Here is an 18,062-nt window from a genome sequence, read left to right on the forward strand (position 1 = left end):
TTGATTAGTGGAGTTGTTGGGTGAGGGCTTGCAGGCTGATTTGCGTGGTTGTTTTGATGATTTTATCTACAAAGGCTTCAAATTTATCTTTTTTGAGCCAAATGGGGTCTGTGACTTGAGAGAGATTTTTGAGTGTTTCTATCGCATCATTTTGTGTGCCTATCACATCTATCAGTCCTAATTTGAGGGCTTTGGCAGCTGTGAATACCTTGCCTTGGGCGTATTGGGTGCTATTTTTGACTTCAAGCCCTCTAGCATCAGCGACATCAGAAACAAACATCTGGTATTCTTCTTGGATAAGGTCTTGGAGGAAAGCCCTTTCTTTGGGCGTCCATTGGCGCATAAAAGTGCCAACTTCTTTGTATTCTCCTGCAGCAATGCCTTGGGCTTTGATACCTAGTTTATGGATAAGATCTTGAATATCAAAGCTGCTAAAGACCACGCCGATTGAGCCAATGAGTGCGGCACGATTCGCATAGATTTTATCAGCATACATTCCTGCATAATAGCTACCACTTGCCATAGCCCCTTGGACATAGACAACAACGGGCATTTTCTTTTTGAGTTCGCTAATCATATCACTGATTTCTACACTAGCACCCATCGCCCCGCCTGGAGAATCGATGAGGAGGAGCACGCCTTGTATGCTAGGGGTTTTTGAAATTTTTTCAATTTGTTCATAGATACTATGGCTGTCTAAAATGGGGCCTTGCAGATATATCTTTGCTAGATTGGGGGCTTTGAGCTCTGTGTCTTGGGGGATAAGGGCGATACAGATAAATATGAGAATCAAAAGCAGCACAAGGGCTTTAAAATATTTGGTGATAAAATCTAAGGGTAAAATCAAGAGCTGAAAAAATTTTTTAAACATTAAAAGTCCTCTTTTATAGATACCCCATGTGTGCTGTGATAGCCGATAGAGTGCATTGAGTGTTCTATCGTTTTGATGGGGGGCATTAAAATTTGCCATTATATTCAAGGGTTGCTTAGTTTTGTTTGATAAATATGGTTTTTAGAGGAATTGGGTTATGATTGTGGGTGATATTTAGAAATTGAGGATTGGCAATGGCTTGTAAATTCTGCCCTAAGATAAGAAAATTTGACCTTGTTTTGATAGTGATTGTGTGCGTGGCTTTTTATGGTGTGGATAAATATCAGAGCAAACAGAGGGAAAAATCAAGAGTGGAAGCCTTTGAAGCCTTGCAGAAAGCTTGCTTGTATGGTGATACATATGCTTGCAAAAAGGTCTATGCAGGGGTTGATGAAAAATAATGATGGGTTAAGATGATTCGAGTTCGAGTTTGTTTGCGATGAGATAGCGAGCGAGTAGGTAGAAAATGATGATTTGTATCAGGTTTGCAGAGATTTTGAGGAGATAGGGCAAAAGCGTGGGGCTTTGGTCTGTGAAAATCTGTGCGAAATGATAGAGGGTCATTGGGGCGAGATGATTGGCATAAATTTCTGGAAATAGGGCTGATGGGATAGCTTCTAACATACCTAAAAGAATCTGTAAGCCTAAAAATATAAAAATCCCTGCAAGCAAACGATGTTTTTTGATCTTACCGATATTGAGTAGGCTGAGGATAAAAATAAATTTCACTAAAAGCAAGACAATGGAGATAAAAATATCAAGATAGAGGGCAAATAAATGGAGCGGGGCGTTGGATATGGAGCGATAAAAATTGACAAAGATGGTTTGGAATAATGAGGGGTAGATCCACTCTCTAATACACAGCGCGATATAAAAAGACAAAAAACTCACAAAAATCCAAAATAGATTGATGAGGATTTTTGCTATCAAAATCGTATCAATACTCACGGGCAAGCAAAATGTCAGATAGCCTTGGGGGGAGAAGAGCTTTTTGTTGATAGAATTTAAAATCGCAAGCACAATCAAGGCAATCCAAAAAAATCCACTCACAACCATCACCCCATACAAAACCACCAAAAGCATTAAAAAATAGGGCATGTCATCAAAGTCAAACTTCGATAAAAGGCCAGAACCAATGAGAGAGAAAAATATCAAAGCATTGATGAGGGCTATGCCGATGTAGTTTTCTAAAAAATCGTGTTTGAGTAGGTTTTTCATCGGAAATATTCCTTAAAGCTCTCTTGGAGATTGGCAAAGCCATTTGTGATATTCTCTGTAGGGGCAAAGGCAATGATCTTGCCTTCTTTGATGAAAATACACTGATTAAGATAGCGCTCCACATCAGCGACTAAGTGCGTAGAAATGATGACGCTAGAATCTGCACTGCGATTTTGCAAAATCAAATCAAAAATCTCTTGACGCGCTAAAGGATCGACCCCAGCGATGGGTTCATCAAGAAGATATAGCTTTGCTTTGCGTGAGAGGGTTAGAATCAGCCGAATTTTTTCTTTAGTGCCTTTGGAGAGGGTTTTGAGCCTTTTGAGTGGGGGGATAGAGAATTGTTCTAGGAGTTTTAGGGCTTTTTGCATTTGGAAATCTTCAAAAAAATCTTGATAAAAGCCCAGCATATCTTTTGTGCTCACATTGGGGTCTAAAAAATCAATATCAGGCAGATAGGCAATGATTTTTTTACTTTGCAGACCAAGGGCTTGTCCATTGACAGATACTGAGCCTTGGAATTGCGTGAGGAGGTGGGCTAGGATTTTTAATAAAGTTGTTTTGCCCGCGCCATTTGGACCGAGCAAGCCGATGATTTGTTTGGGCCAAATCGTGAGGTTGATACCATCAAGGACTTTTGTGCCTGCATAGCTTTTGCTGAGGTGTTTGATAGAGATCAAAGGCACTAAAGAGGTTTCCATCATCTGCTCCCATTACTCCGACTATTCAATCCCCAATCACTCGCCCCCCTCCTCTTTTTTTTGGGGGGGGGGATTAGGGAGGGTGGTGGGATTTTATCTAAAATATTTTAATCAAGCCTATAGCCCGCCAAATCTCCTATCCCGCTGCTTGAAATGCGCAATAATCTCTGCAAGTTCGCTAGGGGCGAAGTCTGGCCATAGCGTGGGTGTGAAAAAAAGCTCTGCATAGCTCGCTTGCCAGAGCAAGAAATTTGAGAGCCGTATTTCCCCGCCTGTGCGGATTAGCAGATCTACATCAGGGATACCTTGGGTATCAAGATGGGATTCAATCAGCTTGAGTGTGTCGCTTGTGTGTTTGTATGCTTGGGTTTGGATAATCTTTTCACACGCGCGTTTGATTTCATCTTTAGAGCCATAGTTGAGTGCTAGAATTTGAGTGAGTGTTGTGTTGTGGGCTGTGTCGGCTTGGAGGGCTTGTATGGTCTGTTTGAGGGGATCGTTGAAAGCTCGCATATCCCCGATAGTCTTAAAACGAATATCATTTTGCAGATAGGTTTGCCTTTCTTTGATGAGGTATTTTTCTAGTAATTTCATCAAAAAATCCACTTCAGTCTGGGGGCGATTCCAGTTTTCAGTAGAAAAGGCATAGAGTGTGAGATAGGCAATATGATTTTTAGCGCACCATTTTGTGATTTCTCTTAAGGTCTTGATCCCCTCTCTATGGCCTTGGGTGCGCATTTTCCCACGTTGCTTAGCCCATCTGCCATTGCCGTCCATAATGATGGCTAGATGTTTGAGTGCGCTCAAGGCAGTTCCCTTGGTGAGGTCAGACTATCGATGAGATAAGCGATATGTTGCCAAGCAAAGCCACTTGCATCGCTCAAGCCAATTTCACAAGTGCTAGAGCTTCCAAAACCTCTTTGGATATTCTTGTCTGCATAGAATTTTGCGAAGTCTTCTAGGGCACTTTGATTGAGCTCAGGGGTGAAAAAGCCTTTATTTCCAGCAAACCCACAGCAGCCTGTGTCTTTATGGATAATGATTGCACCTTTTGTGCATTGCTTTGCTAATGCAAGCATTGAGCTCTCTAATCCTAGCTTTTTGCCTGCGCACATCGTGTAAAGTCCGATATTTTCATTGATAGGATTGAATTTCAAAGCAGGGAGCAAAAATGTATGGATATAAGCACTCATATCATAGACCTTTAGCCCCGTGTCTTTGAGAGTTTGGAGGAGATAGGCGCTGCAGGCAGTGTGGTCTAGCACGATGGGGATTTTGCCATCACAAGAGAGTTCTTTGAGTAGGGCGTAGTTTTTTTTGGTATTTTCTTTTGTGAGTTGTTCATAATCACTAAAGGCTTTCCCGCAGCACATGGAGTGGATTTCTTTGGGATAGATAAGCGTGGTATGGGTCTTATGGCATAGGGATTCAAACACTTCTTGGATACTTCTTGTATCGGGCATGTGTTTGGAGGGGGCGAAAGTGCGATTGATACAAGTGGTGAAATAGATAACACAAGATGAGGCATTGCTAGCTTGCTTGTTGGTGAGCTTGAAGGTATTTTTTTGGGGGAGGTGCTTTTTGATATGGGGGAAGAGGGGGGTGAGCTTTCTTAAGGTGGTGCTTAGATTTTCTAAAGACTGCTCTCCTAAAATCTTCCCACTTTTATTTGCTAGCCCCAAGCTCCATTTTGCGATAGAAGTGCTTGCTGGCATGTGGTGGGCGATTTGTTGTGCTATTTTTGTCTTCAAGCCTTGTGTGCTCTTTTTTCTGGAGTTTGCACTGATATTGCCCGCAGAGATTTCAAGCGGACAGAGTGTCGCGCACATATGACACACTGCGCAAGTAGTATCACTGAGATAAGCATAGCCTTTTTGGAGTTCTTTTAAGAGTTTTTGGTCGGCGAGATTGCCCTTTGATACGCTGATTTCAAGTCGTTTGATTTCTCTTTGGAGTGTGATGCGCTGTCTTGGAGTGAGTGTGAGATTTTTGCTTGGGCAAATTTTTTCACAAAAGCCACATTCCATACAGCCATCAAGATAGTCTTGTATTTCTGTGATACTTTTGAGATTTTTGGTATGGATTTTGGGGTCATCAGAGATGATTACATCGGGATTGAGGAGCTTTTTGGGGTCAAAGAGTTTTTTGATTTTTTGATGGAGTGCATAGGCCTTTTGACCCCACTCAATCTCTACAAATGGTGCGACCATTCTGCCTGTTCCGTGTTCGGCTTTGATAGACCCACCAAAGCTTGCGACATTTTTTGCCATCGCTTCAATCAAGCCCTCAAAATTTTTGTATTCAACAGGATCGTCCAAAATCGGGGTGATGATAAAATGGATATTCCCACTCAGGGCGTGTCCAAATATAATGCCATTATCTTGGAAGCCATATTGTTTGAATAATCCCTCAATCATTGCTACGCCCGCACCAAAATCTTTGATTTCAAAGCAAATATCTTCTGTGATGACACAACTTCCCTTTCTGCGAGTGCTTGCAGCAATCGGGAGCAGTCCTTTGCGTATTTTCCACCAAGAGGCATAGACTTTTTCATCATCGCTTTTCAATAAAGGCAAAACCAAGGGGATATGCTTGAGTGCATTGAGAACTTTTTGCGTGTTTGTTTCTAGGAGGTCTTTTTGTGTGCTTTCGATTTGGAGGAGGATACACGCATTGTTGGGCTGAATTTGTGTGATAAAACTGGGCATATCTTTGGAGTGTTGCGTGCTTTTGAGTGCAGCATAGTCCATCACTTCAGCTGCTGTGATGATAGAATCAAGACTGGCTAAGATTTTGATCGCTTCTGAGGCTGTATGCATATCAGAATAAAACAGCAAGGCACAAGTTTTATAAGGTAGGTCTTGCACGCAGAAATATTCACACGCAGATATAAAGCCCAAAGTCCCCTCTGAGCCGATAAAAAGATGTGTGAGTATGTCGATGGGGTCTGTGAAGTCAAGCAGGGCATTGAGGCTATAGCCAGTGGTGTTTTTGATTTTGTATTTTTTTGTGATGAGCTCTGAGAGCATTGGATCGGCCAATACTTCTTTTTTGAGTGCTAGGAGTCCATTGATGAGATGGGCGTGTGTGCGTGTGAAATTTTGCACGCTTTGTGGGTCTGCTGTATCGAGCAAGGTGCCATCAGATAAGATCACGCGCAAGGATTTTAGAGTCTGATAGCTATTTTGCTTGACCCCACAACACATACCACTGGAGTTGTTTGAGAGAATCCCTCCTATCATCGCAGTCGCGAGTGTCGCAGGATCAGGGCCGATTTTTTTGCCATAGGGTTTGAGGGCTTCATTTGCACTCAAGCCTATGACCCCACAAGAGAGCCTGATAGAATCTGCGTTTGCTCCGATATGGATATCTTGCCAATGGTGCGTGGTGATGATGAGAATACTATCAGAGCAGGCTTGCCCAGAGAGTGAGCTGCCTGCTGCTCTAAATGTGATGGGGGTGTTGTATTTGTGTGCGAGGGCATAGAGTTTGATGATTTCTGATTCGCAATGGGCTTTGATAACAAGCTTTGGGATATAGCGATAGCAAGAGGCGTCTGTGCCATAAACAAATCGTCGCAAATAATCACTATAGACCCGATCGCCTAAAAATTGCTCGGCTTCTTGCTGAAATGACACATAATCTGGTATGCTATTTTGTGTGCTCAAACTCACCTCGTATGAAAAATTTTATTATTTTAGCAAATCTGGGGGAAGTTCTTAACAAAACATTATAGAATACCGAAAAAATTTTAAGGTTTGAAAATGAGTGAAGAAATAAGACGCAACAAGCAGCTTCTAGGCAAGCACAATAAAAGCTATGCTTATCCTGTGTATCTAGAGGGCTTGGATATGAGAGATTATCTCATCATCGATATCCGTCACCCTTATGACCACGCACAAGGGCATATCAATGGGGCTTTGAATATCGTTGAATTGGGCAAAATAGCTAAAATCGCACAAGAAAATCCCGATAAAAAAATCCTCTTGCACTGCTATAGCGGGCATACAGCTTCTGTTTATGGCAGTGAGCTGACTTTAGCGGGGTTAGAGAATATTTATTATTTAGATGAAAATATTTTAGATTTTGAACATTATGGCATTGTTTTGCAAAAATCCCCACAAGGCTGATTGCCCCTCCTCTCTCATTTTTGTTTTTAAGGGCTTTTAGTCTTTTTTGAAAAGGCTTGTGAGTCCTTGGATTTTGAGATTCCAGATGTTTTCTACAAGTCTTTTGAGTATGTAAGCCTTAAGGCCATGGATGGTTTTGCCCTTGAGTGTGCCTATGGCATAGCCCTTGCCTAAAGAGCAAATGCTATCGCCCAAGCTAAAGCTAAAGCCTTGGGTGGGGGCTTTGCCATCAAGAATAGCCTTGAGGGCTTGGGCTAGGTATGCCCCCTCGCGAGTGGCAAGCTGAGCAGTAGGGGGGTAGAAGCGTTGCGATATGGGATCGCTCAAAGCCCCACAATCCCCTACAACAAAGATTTTATCTCTGTTGGGCAGGTCTTGTATGGGGTGTAAAAAAGAATCGATTTTTATCTTGCTGCGCTCGCTTTGGAAAAAAGGTGAGTTTTCTATCACTGCAGAGCCCTTGACTCCAGCACTCCAGACGATAGTGCTAGCAGGGATTTTTTTGTTTTCATTTCCATTTTGGATCAAGACTCCATCACTCAAGCATTCCAAAATCTTAGAGCTTTCCCATACCTTCACGCCCAAAGACTCAAGCCTTTGGCGTGCGATCTGACTGGCATTGGTATCAAACATTGGCAAAATATGGGGCATTGCCTCAATGCAAGCGATGTCAAAAAGAGCAGGATCGATCCCATAATGTTTTGCTTTTTTGTGTAATTCTTGGGCTAAAGACGCACTCAATTCAATCCCCGTAAAGCCCCCTCCACAGATGGCAAATTGGAGGTGTTGGGGGTTTTTGTCTTGCAAATACATCTCAAGCTTTTTTTGGATATGTTCTCTGATATGGAGCGCACTTGCATAAGAGGTGATATTTAAGGCGTATTCTTCAATGCCTTTTATCCCAAAAGAATCTGAGCGAAAGCCCAAACCGATGATGAGATAGTCATAAGCATAGGTAGCATTTTTTGTAATGACTTGATTGTGTTTTATGGAGAGGACTGTGTCTGTGATGATTTCTATTTCTTGAGGCAAGATGTCTTTGAGGGGGTAGCAGACACTTTTATCCTTGACTCCAGCACTCACTTCGTGGAGCAAAATCGTATGGTAGTGGTAGGGGTTGTTGTTGATGAGGGTGAATTTGGCTTGTTGCAAGGTCTTAGAATCGAGATTTTTTAAGACGCTCAAGACCCCATAGCCCGCACCTAAAAGAAGAATATTCAGCTGTTTCATTGATTTTGTTTTCCTTAGATTTGAGATTATAATGATTCTAATCGCATTTTATAGTATTCAAAATAATAAACCCCATCTTTAAAGGCACTATCTAACCCTAGCCTTATCATCAAAATGCATAAGTGATATGCATCATCATATGGCTTCTATCAGAAGTGTTGTTGTTTTGCAGTATAGGGCCTGTGCCGATGGTATAGCCTTTATGGGTTGTATCTTTAAAATACTCGATTTTAAGCCCTGTGCTGATGTGTTTGTCAAAAACATAGCTCAAATAAAGCGCTAAGCTTTGCTCATCAGCCCTAGGGCTTGTAGTGAGTCTGCCAAGTAGCTGCCATTTGAAGCTTTGGTAATGTGCTCCTACATACAAAAACCCGCTCAAAGCGTCTTTGCCGACCATATTAGAGAGCGAAGTCCCTAGGTCATAGATACTGCCTGTCCAGATATTGTAAGTGATGGGATCGCCATAGATACCTATCTTGCCATTGGCATTGCCAAAGTTTTTATAAATGATAGCCCCAAAATGATAGTTATTGATATCAAAATGCTGTTTGATAAAAAGTGTTTGTGCACTTTTCCCGAGTGGTTGGTTGAATACGATCGTATCTCTTGAGCTCGCACTCACGCCTTGATAAAACGGAAACAACGCCACTAAAGTGGTTGATGAGCGAAAGCCCTCAGAAGCAAAATCAGGATTGCTATCAAAGCTGATATTAAAGCCAGGGGCGTTCATATTTTCAAGGATATGGTAGATATAAGGTGAAATACTCCAGCCATTTTTGGTGTATATAATCCCCTCTGCAATCAGTGGTGCCCCACTTGTATAGTATCTGCCATAGGGCCAAAACCAGTCGTTGTAAGCTGAAGCACGGGCATCAGAAAAGAGTATCCAAGCTTTGGTATCATAGAGCTTGACATAAGCCTCCCCGCCTTGATTGAACGCACTGAACCAATCATAGCCTTGTGTTTCATATCGCCCTGCTTTGAAGCCAAACATATCATTGTATTCATAGCTGATATAAGCATTATGCACCATCGCAAAGCGAGGGTCTTTGAGGTCTTGACCGCTATGGGTCGCCCAATAGCCAATATATGCACTGGCTAATGGCTCTCCACTTTGATAGATTGTAGAGTCATACACAATTGTATTGATCATACCGCCTAAAGTGATATTGAGATGATTAGCGAGATTGAGATGTAAATCAAGCTCTCCTAACATCGTAGCATAGCTTTCAGTAGGATAGACGCCTTTTTGGGGATTGTATTTTCGAGTATCAAAGCCGATTTTTGAAAAGCTGCTTGCTTGTCCGCTGACTTGGAAGTCAAAGCCAAAAAGAGGCGCAAGACCCCAGCAAGTCAGCAATAAAATCTTGCTAGTTATTTGTTTGGAATATTTGTTACCCATCTCTCCTCCTTAGTTAGGTATGATTTAAAAAACGCGTTTGATCTGTAGAGATACAAACGCCTTATTTTACTATATTTTGCTGCCCCTTGCTGGGTAGAGTCTTTGGCTTGTTTGTGTGTTTGGGCGTTTTTAATAATCTTAAAAGTCCTTGTGTTTGGGCGTTTTAGGGGGTTTTTGTCGTGGTGGGGTTGGAAGATTTTTTGCTAGTGATATAAAAATAAATTGCTTTGATTTCTTCCTCTGTCAAGTCGTATTTTGGCATGATTCCTTTGTCTTTATTGAGTGCTTTTTTGAAGGTTTCAAAATCCATATGGTTGATTTGGGGAGTTTGGATTGTTTTGTTTTTGCCCTTGGCTTTGTAATGTGCGATGGTTTCGCTTTCTCCACTCTTGCCGTGGCATTTGATACAGCCGATATTGCGAGGGTTTTCATAGAGCTTTTTGCCATATTCTTGGGGCGTGATGAAACTATCATCTTTAGGAGAATCTGCTGTGAGCAAGGGGAGGGGAGAGAGCAAAAGCAAAAATAGCATTAAAAATTTATTTGTCATTATCGCAAATATCCTTTAAAGATTTTAGAATAGAGTTTTTATTATAATACACCACTTCAATTTTAAAGGGGATAAAATGACACTTCTTGATGGCAGATCTCTAGCACAAAGTATCGAAAAAGAGATTATCATACAAACAGATTTGCTGCAAAAAGAAGGCATTATCCCCACACTCGCAGTGATTTTGGTCGGAACAGATCCTGCAAGCTGTGCGTATGTCAATATGAAAATCAAGGCTTGCGAGCGTTGCGGGGTTGCTTGTGTTGCTAAAAAACTCAAAGAAGAGATCACACAAATAGAGCTCATACCTATGATTGAAGAACTCAATGCTGACCCAGAGATTGATGGGATTTTAGTGCAGCTCCCTTTGAGTGCGCATATCGATACCAAATCTATCTTAGAGGCCATCGATCCTCAAAAAGATGTCGATGGTTTCCACCCATTTAACGCAGGCCGTACACTTGCTGGGATTGAAGCCTTTGTGCCAGCTACACCTTTGGGCGTGATGAGTCTTTTGGAGCATTATGGCATTGATGTAGCAGGCAAAAATGTTGCTATAATTGGTGCGAGTAATATCGTTGGCAAGCCATTGGCTTCCTTGATGCTCAATGCAGGGGCAACTATCAGTGTGTGCCATATCTTGACAAAAGACATCAAGACCTTTACCCAACACGCAGATATTGTGTGTGTCGGCGTGGGTAAGGCGGGCTTGATTGGTGCAGAGATGATCCAAGAGGGTGCTATAGTGGTTGATATTGGAATCAATCGCCTCCAAGATGGGCGTTTAGTCGGAGATGTAGACTTTGAGAGTGTGAGCAAAAAGGCAAGTTTTATCACACCTGTGCCTGGGGGCGTGGGACCCATGACAATTATTTCTTTGCTGCAAAATACGCTCATATCAGCCCGCAAGAGAAAGTCAAAAAATCAAAAATATTAAGGAAGTTGATGAAGTTTTTAAAATCTGTGTATAACTTTTGTGCGAGCTGGACAGGCACAATTATCATTGTTTTGTTTGTGATTTTTTTTGTAGCGCAAGCCTTTGTAATCCCGACTCGCTCGATGGTAGGGACTTTATATGAGGGGGATATGCTGTTTGTGAAAAAATTTTCTTATGGTATCCCTGTGCCTAAAATCCCTTGGTTGGAAATCCCTGTGTTGCCTGATTTTAAAGGTGATGGGCATATTATTGATGGGGCATACCCCCAAAGAGGTGATGTCGTTGTCTTTATCCCACCCAATGAGCCCAAGACTTATTATGTCAAGAGAAATTTTGCTGTAGGTGGTGATGAGGTGCTGTTTACTCCAAATGGTTTTTATCTCCGTCCACACGAGGGAGATGCGTATATCCAAGCCCATTATGACTCCTCCAGAATTGTCATGATGATGGGCAAGCAATTTGTCTTTGAGCCTTATGCGCAAGACCACCCAGGTATCCACTATAGCAATGGCAATTCATCGTATTTTGTGATGGCTTCTATCGCCCAACAAGACCTCTCCAGTGGCTTTTTAGCCCTCAATGACAATCCCAATGGGCGCGGGATTGCAATGATGCCTTTAAATCTTGATGGGGAAGTGGTGTTTTATAAAAAAATCGCGCCCGATGAGTTTTTTATGATTGGTGATAATCGCGATGATAGCAATGACTCAAGATTTTGGGGGAGTGTGCCTTATAAAAATATCATTGGCAAGCCTTGGTTTATTTATTTTAGTGTCAATCTCAAAAATAGCTATGAAGCTGGTGCAGACAAAAATCCTAAAGCTCTTTTTACAATCCGATGGAAACGTATGTTTAAGAGTGTAGAATACCTAGAAAAGCAGATAAAGACTTCAAACATACAAAAAGGAAGCATTGATAATGGAATTTTATGAATTGTTTTCTGCGCAAAATATCTTGAAAACGCTCATAATGGTGTTGGCATTTTTGATCGCTGTGATTGGGCATGAAATCATGCACGGATATGTGGCCTTTCGGTATGGAGATGACACAGCTAAAAATCTAGGTCGCTTGAGTATCAATCCACTCAAGCACATTGATCTTGTTGGTTCGATTATCGTTCCTTTGGTGTTGTTTTTTGCTAACGCGCCTTTTTTGTTTGGCTGGGCAAAGCCTGTGCCGATCAATATGGAATATATCATCGAAAAATGGGGCTATGGAGCGGGGATTGTTGTGAGTTTAGCAGGCATTGCTTATAATCTCATCTTAGCCCTCATCATCAGTGGATTGCTCTTTAGTGGTGTATTTGGGGGTATCTCTGGGGAAGTGGGTCAGATTTTGGTGTTATTTTTAGTGCAGCTTATTGTCTATAATGTCGTGCTAGGAATGTTTAATCTCTGGCCGATTCCACCTTTAGATGGTGGGCGAGCGTTGGGCTTTGCTTGCATTGCTTTAGGGAGTTATAGAATCCCAAAAATGATGTATCAAATCAGTCCTTATGGTATGATTATTGTTTTGATTATTTTAGCGACGCCTTTATCACAAGTATTTTTTTACCCTACGCAGCTTTTGTTGCAATTTTTATTGACTTAAAAAGGAAAATCAATGCGTTATGTTTTAGGGACTGATCACGCAGGGCTTGTTTTAAGAGATTTTGTAAAGGAATATTTGCACTCTAGGGGGTTTGCAGTGCTTGACCTCGCGCCAAAGACTCCCCAAAGGGTGGATTATCCTGATTTTGCCCAAAAGGTCTGCCGAGAAATCTTGAATACACAAGATACTAGAGGTGTGCTTATCTGTGGTTCAGGGATTGGTATGAGTATTGCGGCCAATCGTTTTGTTGGGATTCGGGCTGCTTTATGCTTGGATGCATATATGGCAAAAATGGCTCGTTTGCATAATAATGCTAATGTGCTTTGTTTAGCAGAACGGATCAGTGGGCTTGGTGAGGTGGAATCGATTTTGGAGGCATTTGTCCAGACAGATTTTGAAGGGGGCAGGCATATGGGCAGGATCTCAAAAATAGAAGCCTTTGATTGATGGGAGTTGTATGATGGTCAATGCGGCGATAGAGTGGTTTTTAGCAACGGTTTTTGTGCTATTTGTGCTTTATATGATTATCAAAACATTTTTTTACAAATCCATTGCTGAAAAAGAAGAGCGCAACGCAGCTTCAATGAAACTCACTCTCCAAGAAGCCGAGATTTTGATCCAAAAGCACCAGCTACAGCTCCAGAGGGCTTTGGGGAATATCGATATTCTCACCCAAGAGATGAACGCACTCAAAAATGAGGTCAAAACGCTCAAGCAAAGAAATTCACAATATCGCATTGAAACAGACAAATACAAAAGCAGAATCAAAGACTTAGAACAAAAAATCGAAGCTCTGCTATAAGGAAAAATATGCACTCAATTTCTGAAAAACTCAAAAAAGATTTGAATTCTGCGATTCGAGAGATACCTGATTATCCTAAATCGGGGATTTTATTCAAAGACATCACAACATTGATCAATGATGGGGCGTTGTTTGCTGCCTTGATAGAGGCACTCAAGGAGCGATACAATCGTATGCAAATCGATTTTATCGTTGGGATTGAATCCCGAGGGTTTATCTTTGGAGCAGCACTTGCGTATGCGCTTGGCGTGGGCTTTGTCCCTATCAGAAAAAAAGGCAAGCTACCTTTTAGCACTGCAAAAGAATCTTACAGCCTTGAATATGGTTTTGATACAATCGAGATACACACAGACGCTTTTAGAGAGATCCCTAATGCTCAAGTGATACTCATTGATGATCTGATTGCTACTGGAGGGACGGCTCAAGCGGCTTTGAAGTTGATTGAACGCGTGGGAGGGCGTTGCGTAGAGGCTTGCTTTTTGCTTGATATCCCTCAAGCTGGCGGGGCAGAGAGATTGAGAGAATTTGTTGGAGTCTTTACGATATTAGATGTAGGGGTTGGCAATGGGCATTGAGGGGTATATTATCAATCTTTGGGATACTTATGTAGCTGATTGGGGCTATTTGATTTTGTTTTGTTGGAGTATTTTAGAGGGCGAGCTGGGTTTGATATTTGCTGGTATCGCAGCGCATACGGGGCATATGAATGTGTTTTTGGCTGTGTTTGTAGCGGGCTTAGGGGGGTTTGTGGGCGATCAGATTTATTTTTATATCGGTAGGTTCAACAAAGGCTATATCCAAAGGCATTTAAGCAAGCAAAGGCGCAAGCTTGCTTTAGCGCATTTATTGCTGCAAAAATACGGCTGGCCCATTATTTTTATCCAAAGATATATGTATGGAATGCGCACGATTATTCCCATTAGCATAGGGCTCACGCGCTATAGTGCGCTCAAATTTGCTATCATCAATCTCATCAGTGCTTGGGTTTGGGCAGCGATTACAATTCTTTTGGCGTGGTTTTTGGGCGATCAGATTTTACATCTTTTGGGCTGGCTCAAACACCACCCTTATATTTTTGTGATTTTATTAGTGGGCTTTTTGGGGTTTGTGGTTTGGTATTTCAAGTCCCATACAAAAAAAATTGATAAAAAAATTCAAAAAATACAATCTCAATTAGAAGTGAAGGAAGGAAAAAACGATGTTAAAAATTAGTTTGAAAAAGACAGATTTTGCACAGACCAAGGCAGAATTATCCATTGTGTTTGTCATAGACAAAAATCTCAAACACCCTTGGATAGAGCTCAAGACACTCAAAGAATTTGACTACAAAGGCGAGGGGCTGTTTTTAGACCAGCAGAATAAAACACTTTATGCAGGTATCAGTCCTTATAATGCCGATATGATGCGTGAAGTGAGTGCGCAAGTGGTGCGTTATATCAAAAAAACACCTTTTAAAAATGCTAAAATCGGTATCTATGGCGATGGAGAGATGAATAAGGCAATGTTTTTAGGTCTATTGTTGGGGGATTATGAATTCTATCAATACAAGACCAAGCCCAATCCTGCAGCACTCAACGAGATTTTTATTGCCCATGAAAGCTTTGATAAAGCACCGATTGCACCTTTGGGTAAGATATTGGATATGGTTGAAGTGATTGCTAGTGGGGTAAATTTAGCACGCGATACTATCAACACACCCCCAGAATACGCCACGCCGGTATTTTTGGCTGATTTGGCTCAAAAAATCGCTACAAATAATCATTTAGAGTGCAAAATCGGTGATGAAAAATTCCTCAAAAAAGAAAAAATGCTTGCCTTTTTGGCTGTCAATCGCGCTTCAAGCCACCCACCACGACTGATCCATTTGAGCTATAAGCCCCAAAAATCAAAGGCAAAAATCGTGCTTGTAGGCAAGGGGCTTACTTATGATAGCGGGGGCTTGAGCTTGAAGCCAGCTGATTATATGGTTACGATGAAGGCTGATAAAAGTGGAGGTTGTGCTGTTTTGGCGATTATAGATATTTGCGCAAAAATCGGAGTTGAAGCTGAGATCCACGCCATTATAGGGGCTACTGAAAATATGATTGGAGGGAATGCTTATAAACCTGATGATGTGCTTTTTGCACGCGAGGGCAAGAGCATTGAAGTCCGCAACACCGACGCAGAGGGGCGATTGGTATTGGCTGATTGCTTGAGCTATGCGCAAGATTTGGAGCCTGATTATTTGATTGACTTTGCTACGCTCACAGGGGCGTGTGTGCTTGGCTTGGGTGAATATACTAGTGGTATCATGGGGCATAATGAAGCGCTCAAAAGCAGGTTTGAAGCCCTAGCTTTGCAATCGGGTGAATTGATGGCGCGATTACCTTTCAATCGCCATTTGGCTAAATTGATTGAGTCTAAAATTGCCGATGTTTGCAATGTGGCTTCTTCTCGATATGGAGGGGCAATCACTGCGGGAATGTTTTTGAGCGAATTTATCCGCCCGCAATACAAAGACAAGTGGCTGCATATTGATATTGCTGGCCCTGCGTATGTAGAAAAAGAGTGGGATATCAATGCCTTTGGGGCTTCAGGAGCAGGCGTGCGTGCAGGCGTGGAGTTTGTCCTTGATGTAGCAAAAAGGGGCTGATATGGGGCTTTCTATTGGGATTATAGGGCTGCCAAATGTGGGAAAATCTAGCACTTTCAACGCACTCACAAAAGCCCAAAACGCGCAATCAGCTAACTATCCCTTTTGCACCATTGAGCCCAATAGAGCTGTGGTCAATGTCCCTGACAAGCGACTTTTAGCGTTGGCTAAGATTGTCAATCCAGAGAGAGTCTTGCACTCTGTTGTTGAGTTTGTTGATATTGCTGGGCTTGTGCGGGGTGCGAGCAAGGGCGAGGGGCTGGGGAATCAGTTTTTGGCAAATATCAAAGAATGTGATGCGATTTTGCATATGGTGCGGTGTTTTGAAGATGGCAATATCACGCATGTTGAGGGGAGGATTGACCCGATTGGTGATATTGAGATTATCGAGCTTGAACTTTTGCTTGCTGATATCCAAACGCTCAATAAACGCATTGAAAGACTCCAAAAACAAGCCAAAACAGACAAAGAAGCTAAAAATTCCCTAGAGTGCGCACATGCCTTGTTGGCACATTTAGAGAATCTTTTGCCAGTAAGGAGCTTTGGGGGCAAGGATAGTGAGGCATTTGAGGTTTTGAATAAAGAATTGCGATTTTTGAGTAATAAAGCAGTGATTTTTGGTGCTAATGTCGAAGAAAATGCAATCAATGGAAACGCATATTCCAAGCAGGTGTTTGAGTATGCGCATAGCCATGGAGCTGAAGCGATCGTGATTTGTTCAAAACTCGAAGAAGAAATGGTGGATATGGACGAGGCAGAACGCAAAGAGTTTTTAAAAAGCTTGGGTTGTGAGGAGAGTGGCTTGGAGCAGATTATCCGCACGGGCTTTGCCAAACTCGGTTTGATTAGTTATTTTACCGCAGGGGTCAAAGAGGTGCGCTCTTGGACGATCCATCAAGGGGATAAAGCCCCTGTAGCTGCTGGTGTGATCCATAAAGACTTTGAAAAAGGCTTTATCCGTGCAGAAACGATTTCTTATGATGATTTTATCCAATATGGTGGAGAAGCCAAGGCAAAAGAAGCAGGAGCCCTAAGAGTGGAGGGCAGGGATTATGTGGTGCAAGATGGCGATGTGATGCATTTTAGATTCAATGTCTAGGTTCAAAAAGATTTATATCGAAATCAGTGATGTCTGTGGTCTTGCTTGTAGCTTTTGTCCGAGTGCAAAAAATGTCCGTAAAAGTATGCCTTTAGCTTTGTTTGAAAAGGCTTGTGTGCAAAGTAAGAGATTGTGTGATCGCATTGCTTTGCATGTCTTGGGCGATCCGTGTAGGGCAAAAAATCTCAGTGATTATTTAGATATCGCGCAACACTATGGCTTAAAAGTTGATTTGGTGACTAGCGGGTTTTATCTCTTATCCCACTCTTTTGATCGATTGCTCTCTCCCCCTATCGCACAGATTTCTATCTCTTTAAACGCAGGGTTTGATCCAGCCAATCCTCCTTTGGAAAACTACCTAGAAACTATTTTTGAATTTTGCCGCTATAAGTTGGCTAAAGATACAGCAAATTTTATCAATCTTAGAATCCAAGATAGCACGATGGCAAGGCTTTCTGGTGTGAAAAAATCTATCCTTGAATATTTTGGGGTCAAAGATAGTGGGAATGATAGTGATGGAAGTGGTGATGGGAGTGGTGATGGGAGCAAGGGGCGTTTTCGCTTAGGCAAAAAGGTCTTTTTGAATATCACGCAGACTTTTCAATGGCCCAAAATCTCTCCCCAAAGTGCTATAAAGACAGAAAAATACTGCCACGGGCTGATTTCTCAAGTAGCAATTCTTGCTGATGGGACAATTGTGCCTTGTTGTATGGACGCAGAGGGCAAGCTTGCACTTGGCAATCTATACACACAAGCACTCACAGAAGTCCTAGAAAGTCCGAGGGCATTAAGGATTCAAGAGGGGTTTATGCGCGGGGAGGCTTGCGAGGAGCTTTGTCGCCATTGCCTTTATCCAGCTAAAAGGGGCTCATAGAAAAAAAGGGGGGGGGATACAGATGA

The 18,062-nt window shown here is 42.1% G+C and carries 20 protein-coding genes; 12 read left to right on the plus strand and 8 right to left on the minus strand.

The genetic code is table 11. The annotated features are described in order from the left end of the window. Positions 1–4 precede the first annotated feature (4 nt). On the minus strand, positions 5–871 hold the full coding sequence (gene sppA / locus BKH46_RS00085; RefSeq protein ID WP_095225015.1) for a signal peptide peptidase SppA: 867 nt from the start codon (positions 869–871) through the stop codon (positions 5–7). Between the two features lie 194 nt (positions 872–1,065). On the opposite strand from sppA, the gene BKH46_RS00090 reads away from it, so the two are divergent. After that, positions 1,066–1,272, plus strand: coding sequence for a hypothetical protein (locus BKH46_RS00090; protein WP_095224796.1), 207 nt, complete (start codon positions 1,066–1,068; stop codon positions 1,270–1,272). Between the two features lie 7 nt (positions 1,273–1,279). Here the strand turns inward: BKH46_RS00090 and BKH46_RS00095 are convergent, their stop codons facing one another. From BKH46_RS00095 to BKH46_RS00110, 4 genes are all read right to left on the minus strand, one after another. Continuing rightward, positions 1,280–2,089: a hypothetical protein gene (locus tag BKH46_RS00095; protein WP_095224797.1), complete on the minus strand. Its 810-nt coding sequence runs from the start codon at positions 2,087–2,089 to the stop codon at positions 1,280–1,282. After that, positions 2,086–2,790, minus strand: a complete 705-nt coding sequence (locus BKH46_RS00100) for an ABC transporter ATP-binding protein (RefSeq protein WP_095225016.1) — start codon at positions 2,788–2,790, stop codon at positions 2,086–2,088. Before BKH46_RS00100 ends, BKH46_RS00095 begins: the two co-directional genes overlap by 4 nt. Before the next feature lie 117 nt (positions 2,791–2,907). After that, entirely contained in the window at positions 2,908–3,597 is a 690-nt protein-coding gene (locus BKH46_RS00105; RefSeq protein ID WP_095224798.1) for a di-trans,poly-cis-decaprenylcistransferase, read from the minus strand. Then, positions 3,594–6,458: an FAD-binding and (Fe-S)-binding domain-containing protein gene (locus tag BKH46_RS00110; RefSeq protein WP_253248255.1), complete on the minus strand. Its 2,865-nt coding sequence runs from the start codon at positions 6,456–6,458 to the stop codon at positions 3,594–3,596. The genes BKH46_RS00105 and BKH46_RS00110 overlap by 4 nt, the downstream gene beginning before the upstream one ends. A gap of 96 nt (positions 6,459–6,554) precedes the next feature. Between BKH46_RS00110 and BKH46_RS00115 the strand changes: the two genes are divergently transcribed. Further along, positions 6,555–6,920: a rhodanese-like domain-containing protein gene (locus BKH46_RS00115; RefSeq protein ID WP_253248256.1), complete on the plus strand. Its 366-nt coding sequence runs from the start codon at positions 6,555–6,557 to the stop codon at positions 6,918–6,920. A 36-nt stretch (positions 6,921–6,956) separates the two neighbouring features. Here BKH46_RS00115 and BKH46_RS00120 read toward each other — a convergent pair whose 3' ends face one another. From BKH46_RS00120 to BKH46_RS00130, 3 genes are all read right to left on the minus strand, one after another. After that, positions 6,957–8,150, minus strand: a complete 1,194-nt coding sequence (locus tag BKH46_RS00120) for an NAD(P)/FAD-dependent oxidoreductase (protein WP_095224799.1) — start codon at positions 8,148–8,150, stop codon at positions 6,957–6,959. Positions 8,151–8,259: 109 nt separating this feature from the next. Next, the gene (locus BKH46_RS00125; protein ID WP_095224800.1) at positions 8,260–9,552 is read right to left on the minus strand and encodes an outer membrane family protein; all 1,293 of its coding nucleotides are present in this window, start codon (positions 9,550–9,552) and stop codon (positions 8,260–8,262) included. Positions 9,553–9,715: 163 nt separating this feature from the next. Continuing rightward, positions 9,716–10,084 carry a c-type cytochrome gene (locus BKH46_RS00130; RefSeq protein WP_095225019.1) on the minus strand — a complete coding sequence of 123 codons (369 nt, stop codon included), beginning with the start codon at positions 10,082–10,084 and terminating at the stop codon, positions 9,716–9,718. A gap of 94 nt (positions 10,085–10,178) precedes the next feature. On the opposite strand from BKH46_RS00130, the gene folD reads away from it, so the two are divergent. The 10 genes from folD to BKH46_RS00180 are packed head-to-tail and all read left to right on the plus strand — an operon-like array spanning position 10,179 to position 18,036. Beyond that, positions 10,179–11,039 (plus strand): bifunctional methylenetetrahydrofolate dehydrogenase/methenyltetrahydrofolate cyclohydrolase FolD, encoded by an 861-nt coding sequence (gene folD / locus BKH46_RS00135; RefSeq protein WP_095224801.1) that lies wholly within the window; start codon positions 10,179–10,181, stop codon positions 11,037–11,039. Between the two features lie 8 nt (positions 11,040–11,047). Beyond that, complete coding sequence (gene lepB / locus BKH46_RS00140) at positions 11,048–11,971, plus strand: signal peptidase I (protein WP_095224802.1); 924 nt, start codon at positions 11,048–11,050, stop codon at positions 11,969–11,971. After that, positions 11,958–12,629 (plus strand): site-2 protease family protein, encoded by a 672-nt coding sequence (locus tag BKH46_RS00145; RefSeq protein ID WP_253248257.1) that lies wholly within the window; start codon positions 11,958–11,960, stop codon positions 12,627–12,629. Before lepB ends, BKH46_RS00145 begins: the two co-directional genes overlap by 14 nt. Before the next feature lie 12 nt (positions 12,630–12,641). Beyond that, positions 12,642–13,076, plus strand: coding sequence for a ribose 5-phosphate isomerase B (gene rpiB / locus BKH46_RS00150; protein WP_095224803.1), 435 nt, complete (start codon positions 12,642–12,644; stop codon positions 13,074–13,076). A 13-nt stretch (positions 13,077–13,089) separates the two neighbouring features. Further along, positions 13,090–13,431, plus strand: coding sequence for a hypothetical protein (locus BKH46_RS00155; RefSeq protein ID WP_095225021.1), 342 nt, complete (start codon positions 13,090–13,092; stop codon positions 13,429–13,431). A 17-nt stretch (positions 13,432–13,448) separates the two neighbouring features. Beyond that, entirely contained in the window at positions 13,449–14,006 is a 558-nt protein-coding gene (locus BKH46_RS00160; RefSeq protein ID WP_172402520.1) for an adenine phosphoribosyltransferase, read from the plus strand. Then, positions 14,002–14,643: a DedA family protein gene (locus tag BKH46_RS00165; protein WP_095225022.1), complete on the plus strand. Its 642-nt coding sequence runs from the start codon at positions 14,002–14,004 to the stop codon at positions 14,641–14,643. Before BKH46_RS00160 ends, BKH46_RS00165 begins: the two co-directional genes overlap by 5 nt. After that, positions 14,630–16,063 carry a leucyl aminopeptidase gene (locus tag BKH46_RS00170; protein ID WP_095224805.1) on the plus strand — a complete coding sequence of 478 codons (1,434 nt, stop codon included), beginning with the start codon at positions 14,630–14,632 and terminating at the stop codon, positions 16,061–16,063. The genes BKH46_RS00165 and BKH46_RS00170 overlap by 14 nt, the downstream gene beginning before the upstream one ends. Before the next feature lies 1 nt (position 16,064). Further along, positions 16,065–17,162 carry a redox-regulated ATPase YchF gene (gene ychF, locus BKH46_RS00175; RefSeq protein ID WP_095224806.1) on the plus strand — a complete coding sequence of 366 codons (1,098 nt, stop codon included), beginning with the start codon at positions 16,065–16,067 and terminating at the stop codon, positions 17,160–17,162. Then, positions 17,155–18,036 (plus strand): radical SAM/SPASM domain-containing protein, encoded by an 882-nt coding sequence (locus BKH46_RS00180; protein WP_253248258.1) that lies wholly within the window; start codon positions 17,155–17,157, stop codon positions 18,034–18,036. Before ychF ends, BKH46_RS00180 begins: the two co-directional genes overlap by 8 nt. Positions 18,037–18,062 lie beyond the last annotated feature (26 nt).

Source organism: Helicobacter sp. 12S02634-8 (assembly GCF_002272865.1).
Taxonomy (GTDB): Bacteria; Campylobacterota; Campylobacteria; order Campylobacterales; family Helicobacteraceae; genus Helicobacter_J.